The following is an 11,754-nucleotide window of genomic DNA, read 5'->3' as shown; positions in this document are numbered from 1 at the left end:
CGGAGGTCCCCTCCCATGCAGGCCGCGCACGTCCGAACCCTGCCGTTCCCGTCCATCACCGGCGCCCTCCGGGCCGTCGAGGCCCTGCTGCTCGCACGCGGCCAGCGCACCGCCCGGCGCAACGCGTGGAACTCGGTCCTGGAGGACCGGCGCCGCGCGAAGGACCGGGTGGAGGCCCAGCGCGTGATGGAGGCCGTGGCGGGGCCCGCCTCGCGGGCCACGTAAACTTCAGGACATGGCGAGGAAGGCAAACACGGGCGGCGCTGACGCCGCGAACCCCGGGCGACTGAAGCAGATCGCCCTCACGTACAAGATGACCCGGAAGGCCGACCCGATGGTCGGTCTCGTCGTCGCGGGCGTGGGCATCGTCGTACTCGGTGTCCTCCTCGCGATCGGTTTCCTCATCGGACACCCGCTCTACCTGGGCATTCTCGGTTTCGTCCTGGCGTTCCTGGCGATGGCCATCGTCTTCGGCCGGCGTGCCGAGAAGGCGGCTTTCGGCCAGATGGAGGGCCAGCCGGGCGCCGCCGCGGCGGTGCTGCAGAACGTCGGGCGCGGCTGGACCGTGACCCCGGCGGTGGCGATGAACCGCAGCCAGGACGTGGTGCACCGGGCGGTCAGCCGCGCGGGCATCGTGCTGGTGGCGGAGGGCAACCCGAACCGGGTGAAGCCGCTGCTCGCGGCCGAGAAGAAGAAGATGGCCCGGATCGTCCTCGACGTGCCGGTGACCGACATCATCGTCGGTGACGACGAGGCCGCCGGTCAGGTGCCGCTGAAGAAGATCCGTACGAAGATGCTCAAGCTGCCGCGCGTGCTCGCCGGCCCCCAGGTGACGGCGGCCAACGACCGGCTGCGCGCGATGGGCGACCTGATGAGCAACATGCCGCTGCCCAAGGGTCCGATGCCGAAGGGCATGCGGATGCCGCGCGGCGGAAAGATGCGCTGAGGCTCACGCTCTCTGGCTACACGCTCAAGAGGGGCGTCCCGGACCTGTCGATGGTCCGGGACGCCCCTTTTCTTGTACGCGTCGTGTGCGCAGATGACGGACTGATCAAGGGATCGGACCGAATCCGATCACGGTTTCACCGGTCCGAACCGGACGAGGCCGGGTCGGACGGGAGTTGACCGGAGACGACCGGAGATGACTGGATCAGGCAACATCGGCCCCGGTCGGACCGGACCGGATCGGATCAGATCCGGACCTGGACGGCTCCGGAGAAGCGGTCGTGCAGGCCGCGCCCGTCGCGGTCCCAGATGAGGGCCGGGATAGCGAGGCAGACGAGGGCGCTGCGCAGGATCACGCGCAGGACGCCGAGCCGGCCGCCGCGCGCGGAGACGACGCGCAGGCCGAAGAGCCGCTTGCCGGGGGTGAAGCCGACGGTGCCGACCATGAGCACGCTCATGACGAAGAGGATGAGCACCGCCCAGTTCCCGGTGGCCTGGGTGTACCGGTGGGTGATCAGGCCGTACGAGATGAGCATGCACAGCGCCCAGTCGACGGTGAGGGCGCCGAGGCGGCGGCCGGGCCGGGCGATGGAGCCGGGACCCTCCTCGGGCAGGCCGAGCTGCTGCCCGCGGTAGCCGAAGTCGACGCCCGCTTCTTCGGCCGCGGCGCGGGGGCCGGACAGCCACGATCCAAGTGCTTGCCTGTTGTCCACCCGACCACGGTACTGTGCCCGATTTCGATCACTTCCGGCCGGGGGCGCCGGGAGCGCGCGACGCGTGGCCGGTTCCGCACGTGGCCTACCCCGGCCCTGCCACCGGCTCGGTTAACTTCGACGAAACAAATGGGTCATGCTGGAGAAATCCGGTCTGCCTATGGTCGGGTCCAGCGTGGGCCACCACCCTGGCCGACACACCGAGCCGCAGCCCCGCCCCTCCCCGGGCCGGGCGTAGGAGGAGTTGGATGTTCCAGAACGCCGACGAGGCCAAGAAGTACATTCAGGACAATGACGTCAAGATGGTCGACATCCGCTTCTGCGACCTTCCCGGCGTCATGCAGCACTTCACGATCCCGGCGACGGCGTTCGACCCGGCCGAGGAGCTCGCCTTCGACGGCTCGTCGATCCGCGGCTTCCAGGCCATCCACGAGTCGGACATGGCGCTGCGCGCCGACCTGTCGACGGCCCGCCTGGACCCGTTCCGCCGCGACAAGACGCTGAACATCAACTTCTTCATCCACGACCCGATCACGGGCGAGCAGTACAGCCGCGACCCGCGCAACATCGCGCGCAAGGCGGAGGCGTACCTGGCGTCCACGGGTATCGCCGACACCGCGTTCTTCGGCCCCGAGGCCGAGTTCTACGTGTTCGACTCGGTCCGCTTCGAGACGTCGGCGAACCAGGGCTTCTACCACATCGACTCCGAGGCCGGCGCCTGGAACACCGGCAAGGAGGAGGACAACCGGGGCTACAAGGTCCGCTACAAGGGCGGCTACTTCCCGGCCCCGCCGGTCGACCACTTCGCCGACCTGCGTGCGGAGATCTCCCTGGAGCTGGAGAAGGTCGGCCTCCAGGTCGAGCGCCAGCACCACGAGGTCGGCACCGCCGGCCAGGCGGAGATCAACTACAAGTTCAACACGCTGCTCGCCGCGGCCGACGACCTGATGCTCTTCAAGTACATCGTGAAGAACGTCGCCTGGCGCAACAACAAGACCGCGACCTTCATGCCGAAGCCGATCTTCGGCGACAACGGCTCGGGCATGCACGTCCACATGTCGCTGTGGGCGGCCGGCGCTCCCCTGTTCTACGACGAGGCCGGCTACGCGGGCCTGTCGGACATGGCCCGCCACTACATCGGCGGCATCCTGAAGCACGCCCCGTCGCTGCTGGCCTTCACCAACCCGACGGTGAACTCCTACCACCGCCTGGTCCCCGGCTTCGAGGCCCCGGTCAACCTGGTCTACTCGCAGCGCAACCGCTCCGCCGCCATGCGCATCCCGATCACGGGCTCGAACCCGAAGGCCAAGCGCGTCGAGTTCCGCGCGCCGGACCCGTCCTCGAACCCGTACCTCGCCTTCTCCGCCCTGCTCCTCGCGGGCCTCGACGGCGTGAAGAACAAGATCGAGCCGGCCGAGCCGATCGACAAGGACCTCTACGAGCTGGCGCCCGAGGAGCACGCGAACGTCGCCCAGGTCCCGACCGACCTCTCCTCCGTCCTGAAGGCGCTGGAGGACGACAACGAGTACCTCCAGGCCGGCGGTGTCTTCACCTCCGACCTGATCGAGACCTGGATCGACTACAAGCGCACCCAGGAAATCGCCCCGATCCAGCTCCGCCCGCACCCGCACGAGTTCGAGCTCTACTTCGACCTCTAAAGATCGCGCGCGCAAGAGCCCTGCCCCTCTCCCCGGAGAGCGGCAGGGCTCTTTGCCGTGGCGCCCGACGGCCCCCGGCGGGGCTTCGTCGCCTCCGGCTCGTCCTGCGCGTACGTCGGCAGTGCCATTCGAGAGGCTGGGTCGTTGCTCAGGGCACCACCGCGTTGTTCGCCGAGGGAGGACGACGCCGTGACCGTCGCCCCGAGCACCGGCCGCGACTTCCTCTGACCCAGCCCCAGGCCCCTGGCGCGTGGCTTCCAGGGAGCGTCACACCACCTCGATCGCGAGGGGTCAGGGGAGCTCCCCGGATGTCCGATCACCGCGGATACAGGATCCTCCCGCCCAGATGGAGGGCATTGTGAGTCCTACACCACCGCCGTACCGCCTTCGGATCGTCCCGGAGGTCCACGAGTGGTTACGAACACTGCGCGCGATCGACCGGCAGGCATCCCGGTGGGTCGCCGAAGCCCTCGGTGCACTGATCGAGCGAGGACCCGCACTCGGACGCCCGTTGGTGGACACTCTGAGTGAAGGGAAGAAACCCACATACCCGAACCTGAAGGAGCTGCGCCCGCACTCAGGGCACGAAAGCGCGCCGCGAATCTTGTTCATCTTCGATCCCGACCGTAACGCGGTCCTGCTGGTGGCTGGCGACAAGGCGGGGAACTGGGCACAGTGGTACAGGGAGATGATCCCCTTGGCGATCGAACGATACGAGGACTACCTGAAGAAGGCGGAGGCGGACGGTGAGTAAGGGATACGTGGAAATCGGCTCCACGGACGAGCTGCTGGACGCCTTCGTGGCCCCCGCAGACCACCGGGCCGTACGTGAGGGAACCGCCCGCCTCGTCGCCGAAGACCGTCGCAGGGAGTTCTCGGACACCCTTCTGAAGCTCCTTGAAGTCTCCTCACCCAAGGGGGACGACCACGAGGTGATCGAGTGGCTCCTTGATCGTCTGGCGGCCCTGCGGGAAGAAGCGGAGGCATTGCACCACACCCTTCCGACCGCGACTCCACTCCGGCCATCCGCGCCGGTTCTCCCGTCGGATCCTCCGGCCGCGGATCTGCCGGTCCTCCGAGCCGAACAGGCGGCGCTCGTGGAGGAGTCCTTGAGCGAGGCTCGGGACGCCGCGGAGCATCAGGCCCCCGTGAGCATGTCACTCCTCATGCGGATGCTGACCGCGATCGGCGTGGACGACATCGAACTCACCGGCAAGGTGCAGGGCCGCAGGGTCCGCATCGTCTGAGTTTCCGCCGCCTCGAAGCCCGCCCCCGCCGATGCCGGCCGGCCGTGCCCTTCCCCTGGTGAGGAAGGGCACGGCCGGCGTGCGTCACCGACGCGTCAGCGGCTGTAGCGGATCAGGGCGCGGACCATGTGGCAGGTGGTGTCGGAGGGCGGGTGGATGCCGAGTTGGGCCGCGGTGGTGCGGATGCGCGCGTTGGTGGCCCGGGACGGGAGGTAGACACCCGCGTCCAGCAGGGCTATCGCGAGGCGCATGGCCTTCAGTCGGCGGTTGTGGGTGACGTACCACTCCCGCGGGCGGCCCGCGGGGAGCGGCTGCTTCTGGAGGGGCTTCCAAGGTTCGATGGACGGTGTCCGGATCGTGGCGACAGCCATGGGCGACCTCCTGGCGGACGGTGGGCGGGGGCCCTCCCCGGGACCCTCGCCTTCACCCATGATTTTAGTGGGGACCACTGACAATCGCCCCTGGCCAGCACGGTTTTGTGCGGGGAATCGGGGGTGGCTTCGGCGGTACGTTGGGGGCATGGAGATCTGGATCAATCCCGCCTGTTCCAAGTGCCGCAGCGCGCTGACCCTGCTGGACGCCGAGGGTGCCGACTACACCGTGCGCCGCTACCTGGAGGACGTGCCGTCGCCGGACGAGATCCGGGAGGTGCTGGAGCGGCTCGGCCTGGAGCCGTGGGACATCACGCGGACGCAGGAGGCCGAGGCCAAGGAGCTGGGGGTCAAGGACTGGCCCAAGGACGCGGCGAACCGGGACCGGTGGGTGGAGGCGCTGGCGGCGCGTCCGAAGCTGATCCAGCGGCCCCTCATCACCGCCGAGGACGGCACGGCCGTCGTGGGCCGGTCCGAGGAAGCCGTGCGGGACGCGCTGTCCCGCTGAGCCGGACCGGCGCCGGAGCGCCGTCTGCCTGGTGGGCGGGCGGCGCTCCCGCGAGCGAAAGCGAACGGTGTGTGCCGCTCTACGCTTCCGGCTGCCCGGCGGCCTCGGCCTGGCTTTCCGCTTCGGCGAGGATCTCGGTGAGCCGGGCGCCGAAGCGGATGTCGCAGGGGTGCGGGCGGCCCGTCCGTATCGATTCCAGGAGGGCGTCCACCGCGTTCCCGAACGCGTCGAGGGCGCCGTTCCAGTCCGGCATGGTCACCCGGCCCCCCTCGCCGTACAGGGACAGCGCGGCCTCGGAGGCGGCCGGCGGGGCGCTGAGGGTGAGGGTCATGGTGGTGCTCGCGCCCGAGGCGTGGCGCAGCACCAGATGGCGGGTGTCCGCCCGGCCGGCGGCGCAGGTGACGGAGGTGACGTCGCCGAGGATCGGCAGGTAGACGGAGAGGACGTGCGGGCCGACGTCCCACAGGCCGCCCTTCTCGCGCCGCCAGGGCGAGGCCGCGTACGGGCTGTCCGCCTCGGGGGAGAAGAGCGCGCCCAGCCAGTGCGCCTCGCCCAGGAACCAGCCGCCGGCCGCCGTCTGCTCCTCGATCCAGCGGGCGGTCGGCTCCGCGAAGCGCAGGGTGCAGAACACCACGGACGCGACCCCGGCCGCCGTCACCGCGTCCGCGGTCTTCCGGGCCGGCGCCGCGTCGGTTGCCACCGGCTTGTCGAGCAGCACATGGCAGCCCGCGGCCGCCGCGCGCGCCGCGAGCGGGGCCTGGACGTCCGGCGGCAGGGCGAACGCGACGGCGTCGCAGGCCGCGAAGAGGGCGTCCACGTCCTCGTACGCCGTGGTGCCGTGCGCCGCCGCCAGCGCCGCGGCGGCCTCGGGGCGCCTGCCCCACACCCCGGCGAACTCCACGCCCGGATGCGCGGCGAGCGCGGGCGCGTGGGTGCGCCCGGCCCAGGGGCCGGTGCCGAGGAGACCGATGCGGGGCTTGGGGCCCGGGAGGTTCGTCATGCCCTCCAGTCTGCCGGGCGCGTACGACAGGCGGAATGCGGGATTTCCCTGACGCACCCCTGGTCCGCCCCGGTGCCACCCCTGGAACCGGACCTGGGGAGACCCCGGACACCGGCCCGGGGATGCCCCGGAGCCCGGGGACGGGAGGCCCGTTAACACGGGGTTCACAATCGGGCAACGGGTGGGAAATCCCGTCTTGCGAAGCTTCGGGCAGACACCGCCCCGCCCGGGCCGCCCCCTCACGGCGAGCCACCGGGCACCGCACCACCCGCTAAGGATGACGTTCCCGTGACCTTCAAGGCCGAGTACATCTGGATCGACGGCACCGAGCCGACCGCGAAGCTCCGTTCCAAGACGAAGATCATCGCGGGCGCCGGTCTGCCGCTGGAGGAGCTCCCGCTGTGGGGCTTCGACGGGTCCAGCACGAACCAGGCCCGGGGGCACGCCTCGGACCTCGTCCTGAAGCCGGTCTACTCCTGCCCGGACCCGATCCGCGGCGGAAGCGACATCCTCGTGCTGTGCGAGGTCCTCAACACGGACATGACGCCGCACGACACCAACACCCGCGCCGCCCTCGCCGAGGTCTACGCGAAGTACGCCGGCCAGGAGCCGATCTTCGGCATCGAGCAGGAGTACACGTTCTTCGAGGGCACCCGCCCGCTCGGCTTCCCCGAGAACGGCTTCCCGGCCCCGCAGGGCGGCTACTACTGCGGTGTCGGCGCGGACGAGATCCACGGCCGTCCGATCGTCGAGGCGCACCTGGAGAACTGCCTGGCCGCGGGCCTCGGCATCTCCGGCATCAACGCCGAGGTCATGCCGGGCCAGTGGGAGTTCCAGGTCGGCCCGCTGGCGCCGCTGGAGGTCTCCGACCAGCTGTGGGTGGCCCGCTGGCTGCTCTACCGCACTGCCGAGGACTTCGAGGTCTCCGCGACCCTGGACCCGAAGCCGGTGAAGGGCGACTGGAACGGCGCGGGCGCGCACACCAACTTCTCCACCAAGGCGATGCGCGAGGGCTACGACGCGATCATCACCGCCTGCGAGTCGCTGGGCGAGGGCTCGAAGCCGCTCGACCACGTCAAGAACTACGGCGCGGGCATCGACGACCGCCTCACCGGTCTGCACGAGACCGCCCCGTGGGACGAGTACAAGTACGGCGTGTCCGACCGCGGCGCCTCGGTCCGCATCCCGTGGCAGGTCGCCCGGGACCAGAAGGGCTACATCGAGGACCGCCGCCCGAACGCCAACGTCGACCCGTACACGGTGACCCGTCTGATGGTCGACACCTGCTGCGAGGCGCTGGAGAAGGCCGGCCAGATCTGAGCCGCCCGACCCGGACCGGTCCGAAGGGGCGTTCGCCGTACCACGTGTACGGCGGGCGCCCCTTCGGCGTCCTCCCCACCGAACGGCCGTCCCCGACCCCGAACCGGCGGGCGGGGACGGCCGTTCGGGCGGTCCGCGGTCGAACACCAGGGCTGCCCACGGGACTTCCCTGCTGCTTTAATAGGGATATGGCCAGCATCGGGAACGACACCGCGTCGGGGCGTCACGACCTCGAGCCGTTCTGGCCGTCCCGTCAGCACCACGACTACGACCGGTGCTGTCGGCGCGTAGGGAACGCGTCGGCCCTCTAAAGCCCCGCCGGATCCGTGTCCGGCCCCTGGCCTTCGGCCGCCGCGCATCGCGTACGACTCCGTCCGCCCTCCCTCGCGCGAAAGAGCTGAGCTTCCCCATGGCCCACACCCGTGCCGTCGCCCCGCCCCACTCGCTTCTCCGCCCCCGCCTGCGCGCCGTCGCCCCCGCTCAGAGCCCCCTTCAGGCCCCCGCCCCGATCCCGGTCCAGACCCCGGTCAGGACCCCGGCCGCCCCGCCCGCCGATCTCCGGGACCGGCTCGCGGAGGTCGCCGAGTACCTGCCGCCGGGCGCCACGCTGCTGCCCGCGCCGCAGCACACCCTGCCGGCGCTGCCCGGTCGCCCGCCGATGGTCGGGTACCTGGTGCTGCTGCCCGCCGGGCCGGAGACGGCGGCCGCCCCGCCCACCGCCGAGGAGGGCCCGGTGACCGTCGACGGCGAGCGGCGCGTCGCCCGTGTCGACGGGCGGCCGCTCGACCTCACGTATCTGGAGTTCGAACTGCTCGCCCACCTGGTCGCCCATCCGCACCGGGTGCACTCCCGGGACCAGCTGGTGCGGACGGTGTGGGGGTACGGGCACGTGGGCGACGGCCGGACCGTCGACGTGCACGTGGCGCGGCTGCGCCGCAAGCTCGGCGCCGAGCACCGGCACACGATCCAGACCGTGCGGCGGGTCGGCTACAAGTACCTGCCCTGACCTTCGGCTACGGTGCGGGAAAGGCACCGAAGCGCCGCAAAAGGGTCGAGGAGTCGACGTATGCCCGCCATTCCCGCAGCCACCGTCGCCAACCTCCGCGACCTCGGCGCCGTGCCCCTCGGCGGCGGGCGGAGTGTGCGCGCGGGTCTGGTGTTCCGTTCCGGGCAGCTCGACCGGCTCGATCCGGCCGAGCCGGTGGTGGCCGCGCTGGGCATCCGTACGGTCGTCGACTTCCGTACCGCGCGCGAACGGGCCGAGCGCCCCGACCACGTGCCGGTGGGCGCCCGGCCGCTGGTCGCGGACGTGCTCGCCGACCAGCTCGCGGCCAGCGGACTGCCGCCCGCCGCCCGGCTGAAGGCGCTGCTCGCCGATCCGGTGCTCGCCGAGCAGTCGCTGGGCGGGGGCCGGGCGCGGACGGCGTTCGCCCGGACGTACCGGGCCTTCGTGCACAGCGCGTCGGCCCGCGCCTCCTACCGGGCCTTCCTGACGGAGCTGGGCGATCCGTTCGCCGGGCCGCTGCTCTTCCACTGCTCGGCGGGCAAGGACCGGACCGGGTGGGCGGCGACGATCGTGCTCGCGCTGCTGGGCGCGGACGAGGAGACCACGATGGCCGAGTACCTGGCGGTCAATCCGGGGGTACGGACGGCGTTCGCGCCGCTCATCGAGGGGTTCACGGCCCAGGGCGGCGACCCGGAGCTGGCGCTCTCGCTGGTCGGGGTGCTGCCGGAGTACCTGGAGGCGGCGCTGGAGGAAGTGGCGACGCGGTACGGGACGATGGAGCGGTACGTACGGGACGGGCTCGGCGTCCCGGACGAGGCCGTCACCGTCCTGCGGGAACGGCTCACGGTGTACGCGGCCTGACTCCTCGGGAGCGCCCCGCCCGAGGCCCCCATCCGAAGCCCCTGTTCGAACCGACGAACCCGCCCTTCCCGGCGAGAAGTCCGTGCCCGACCCCTGGCACCCCGCCCTACCCCTCAGTACATTGACGCCATGTCTAATACGCAGCCTGCACCGGTGGCGTCCGAGCACATCGAGCTCAAGGCCCGCAAGGTCTCCTTCGACTGGGAGGAGACCCCGCTCCACTGGGTCCCCGGCGACCCGTTCACCACGCACACGATCAACGTGCTGCACCTGCTGCTTCCGGCCGGCGAGCGCTGGTTCGTGCACGTCTACAAGCAGGTGCTGCCGTACATCACCGACGAGCGGCTGCGCGCGGACGTCATCGGCTTCATCGGTCAGGAGGCCGTCCACTCCCAGGCCCACGACGACGTCCTGCCCCACCTCAAGCGGCTGGGGCTCGACCCCACCCCGTACACCGCGCAGGTCGACTGGTTCTTCGAGAAGCTGCTCGGCGACCGGACCCTGCCGCCCGGCCGGCCGCGCCGCTGGTGGCTGATGGAGCGGGTCGCGCTGATCGCCGCCATCGAGCACTACACCGCCTTCCTCGGCAACTGGGTGCTCAACGCCGACGAACTCGACCGGGTCGGCGCCGACCCCGTCATGCTCGACCTGCTGCGCTGGCACGGCGCCGAGGAGGTCGAGCACCGCTCGGTCGCCTACGAACTCTTCCTGCACCTCGACGGCGGCTACCGGCGGCGCGCCCGCACCTGGGCCGCGGCGTTCTCCGCGCTCGTCTTCATGTGGCAGCGCGGGGTGCGGTTCTTCATGGAGAACGACCCGACACTCCTCGACGCCAAGCCGAGCGTCGGGCAGTTCGTCCGCAAGGGCCGCGAGGGCGTGCTGCCGTCGACACCGGACATGCTGCGCTCCATCCCCCGCTATCTGAGCCGGAGTTACCACCCCTCCATGGAGGGGTCCACCGTCCAGGCCGCCGCCTACCTCGCCGCCTCCCCCGGCGCGAACGGAGGCCGGCACTGATGGCGCTCCCGCTCCCCCGCCTGCGTACCGTCGTCCTCGTCGCGGGTGCCGCGCTGCTCGCCAAGCGGGCGCTGCACCGACGGATCACCGACTCGCCGCTGTGGCCGCTGCCCGCGCTCGACGCACCCGTCTCGGGGTACGGGCGCCAGGCCACCGTCACCCGGCGGGTCCGGGTCGCCGCGCGCGCCGAGCCCGCCGAGGGCGTGGCCCAACTCCGCCTGGAGGGAGCCGGTCTGCCCGCCTGGCAGCCGGGCGCCCACATCGACCTGGTGCTGCCCTCGGGGGCCGTACGGCAGTACTCGCTGTGCGGCGACCCGGCCGACCGCGCCGCGTACACGATCGCCACCCGGCTGATCGACGAGTCGGCGGGTGGCCGCGGCGGCTCGCGCGAGGTGCACGAACGGCTGTCCGTCGGCACGGAGATCGAGATCCGCGGGCCGCGCAACCGCTTCCCGCTGGCCCCCGCGCCCGCATACGTCTTCGTCGCCGGCGGCATCGGGATCACGCCCGTCCTGCCGATGGCACGCGCCGCCGAGGCGGCGGGCGCGGAGTGGCGGCTGCTGTACTGCGGGCGCAGCCGCGCCACCATGCCGTACGCCGAAGAGGCCGAGAAACTAGGGCAGTCGGGGCACTCGGGACGGAGCGGCGGCCGGACGACGGTCGTCGCCGAGGACTCGGACGGGCGGCCCGACCTGTCCTTCCTGGGCGACCTGCCCGCCGGGACGGAGGTCTACTGCTGCGGCCCCGAGGGGCTGATGGACGCCGTCGGCGCCGCGCTGCCCGCGGACCGTACGCCGCGCCTGGAGCGCTTCTCCGCCGCGCGCGCCGAGGACGGGACGGCCTTCGAGGTCGAACTGCGGCGTACGGGACGGACGGTGGAAGTGGCCGCCGGCCAGTCGGTGCTGTCCGCCGTACGCGAGGCGGTGCCGGGTCTGCTCTACTCCTGCCAACAGGGGTTCTGCGGCACCTGCCGACAGCGGGTCCTGGAAGGCGAGGTGGACCACCGGGACGAGCTGCTCACCGACGAGGAGCGGGCCGGTTCCATGCTGATCTGCGTCTCGCGCTGCACGAGCGAGCGGCTGGTGCTCGACCTCTGAGCGGGCCGCCC

General features: G+C 71.4%; 14 protein-coding genes. 11 read left to right on the top strand and 3 right to left on the bottom strand.

Annotated elements, in window-relative coordinates; translation table 11 throughout:
• Positions 1-15: 15 nt before the first annotated feature.
• Positions 16-225, top strand: coding sequence for an SCO2195 family GlnR-regulated protein (locus ABZ693_RS09040; RefSeq protein ID WP_359875018.1), 210 nt, complete (start codon positions 16-18; stop codon positions 223-225).
• A 10-nt stretch (positions 226-235) separates the two neighbouring features.
• Positions 236-946, top strand: coding sequence for a DUF4191 domain-containing protein (locus ABZ693_RS09035; protein ID WP_359875016.1), 711 nt, complete (start codon positions 236-238; stop codon positions 944-946).
• Positions 947-1,190: 244 nt separating this feature from the next.
• Here the strand turns inward: ABZ693_RS09035 and ABZ693_RS09030 are convergent, their stop codons facing one another.
• Entirely contained in the window at positions 1,191-1,658 is a 468-nt protein-coding gene (locus tag ABZ693_RS09030; protein ID WP_359875014.1) for an RDD family protein, read from the bottom strand.
• A gap of 248 nt (positions 1,659-1,906) precedes the next feature.
• Here ABZ693_RS09030 and glnA point away from each other — a divergent pair, with 248 nt between their 5' ends.
• The 3 genes from glnA to ABZ693_RS09015 all read left to right on the top strand — a co-directional run bounded on the left by glnA (position 1,907) and on the right by ABZ693_RS09015 (position 4,563).
• A complete protein-coding gene (glnA, locus tag ABZ693_RS09025; RefSeq protein WP_359875012.1) occupies positions 1,907-3,316 on the top strand; it encodes a type I glutamate--ammonia ligase in 1,410 nt (469 codons plus the stop codon).
• Positions 3,317-3,662: 346 nt separating this feature from the next.
• On the top strand, positions 3,663-4,070 hold the full coding sequence (locus tag ABZ693_RS09020) for a type II toxin-antitoxin system RelE/ParE family toxin (protein ID WP_359875010.1): 408 nt from the start codon (positions 3,663-3,665) through the stop codon (positions 4,068-4,070).
• Entirely contained in the window at positions 4,063-4,563 is a 501-nt protein-coding gene (locus ABZ693_RS09015; protein WP_359875008.1) for a hypothetical protein, read from the top strand. Before ABZ693_RS09020 ends, ABZ693_RS09015 begins: the two co-directional genes overlap by 8 nt.
• A 95-nt stretch (positions 4,564-4,658) precedes the next feature.
• Here the strand turns inward: ABZ693_RS09015 and ABZ693_RS09010 are convergent, their stop codons facing one another.
• Positions 4,659-4,934, bottom strand: coding sequence for a hypothetical protein (locus ABZ693_RS09010; protein WP_359875006.1), 276 nt, complete (start codon positions 4,932-4,934; stop codon positions 4,659-4,661).
• A gap of 148 nt (positions 4,935-5,082) precedes the next feature.
• On the opposite strand from ABZ693_RS09010, the gene ABZ693_RS09005 reads away from it, so the two are divergent.
• The gene (locus ABZ693_RS09005) at positions 5,083-5,442 is read left to right on the top strand and encodes an ArsC/Spx/MgsR family protein (RefSeq protein ID WP_359875004.1); all 360 of its coding nucleotides are present in this window, start codon (positions 5,083-5,085) and stop codon (positions 5,440-5,442) included.
• A gap of 79 nt (positions 5,443-5,521) precedes the next feature.
• On the opposite strand, the gene ABZ693_RS09000 is transcribed toward ABZ693_RS09005, so the two are convergent.
• Positions 5,522-6,442: a Gfo/Idh/MocA family protein gene (locus ABZ693_RS09000; RefSeq protein ID WP_359875002.1), complete on the bottom strand. Its 921-nt coding sequence runs from the start codon at positions 6,440-6,442 to the stop codon at positions 5,522-5,524.
• A 288-nt stretch (positions 6,443-6,730) separates the two neighbouring features.
• On the opposite strand from ABZ693_RS09000, the gene glnII reads away from it, so the two are divergent.
• From glnII to ABZ693_RS08975, 5 genes are all read left to right on the top strand, one after another.
• A complete protein-coding gene (glnII, locus tag ABZ693_RS08995; RefSeq protein ID WP_359875000.1) occupies positions 6,731-7,762 on the top strand; it encodes a glutamine synthetase in 1,032 nt (343 codons plus the stop codon).
• A gap of 409 nt (positions 7,763-8,171) precedes the next feature.
• Positions 8,172-8,768: a winged helix-turn-helix domain-containing protein gene (locus ABZ693_RS08990; protein ID WP_359874998.1), complete on the top strand. Its 597-nt coding sequence runs from the start codon at positions 8,172-8,174 to the stop codon at positions 8,766-8,768.
• A 60-nt stretch (positions 8,769-8,828) separates the two neighbouring features.
• On the top strand, positions 8,829-9,629 hold the full coding sequence (locus ABZ693_RS08985; RefSeq protein ID WP_359874995.1) for a tyrosine-protein phosphatase: 801 nt from the start codon (positions 8,829-8,831) through the stop codon (positions 9,627-9,629).
• A gap of 129 nt (positions 9,630-9,758) precedes the next feature.
• On the top strand, positions 9,759-10,646 hold the full coding sequence (locus tag ABZ693_RS08980; RefSeq protein WP_359874993.1) for a metal-dependent hydrolase: 888 nt from the start codon (positions 9,759-9,761) through the stop codon (positions 10,644-10,646).
• Positions 10,646-11,743, top strand: a complete 1,098-nt coding sequence (locus tag ABZ693_RS08975) for a PDR/VanB family oxidoreductase (RefSeq protein ID WP_359874991.1) — start codon at positions 10,646-10,648, stop codon at positions 11,741-11,743. Before ABZ693_RS08980 ends, ABZ693_RS08975 begins: the two co-directional genes overlap by 1 nt.
• Positions 11,744-11,754 lie beyond the last annotated feature (11 nt).

This window comes from Streptomyces laurentii, from assembly GCF_040635425.1.
GTDB classification, from domain to species: Bacteria; Actinomycetota; Actinomycetes; order Streptomycetales; family Streptomycetaceae; genus Streptomyces; species Streptomyces laurentii.
The sequence above is the reverse complement of the archived record's forward strand: the minus strand, read 5'-3'. Positions and strand labels throughout refer to the sequence as shown.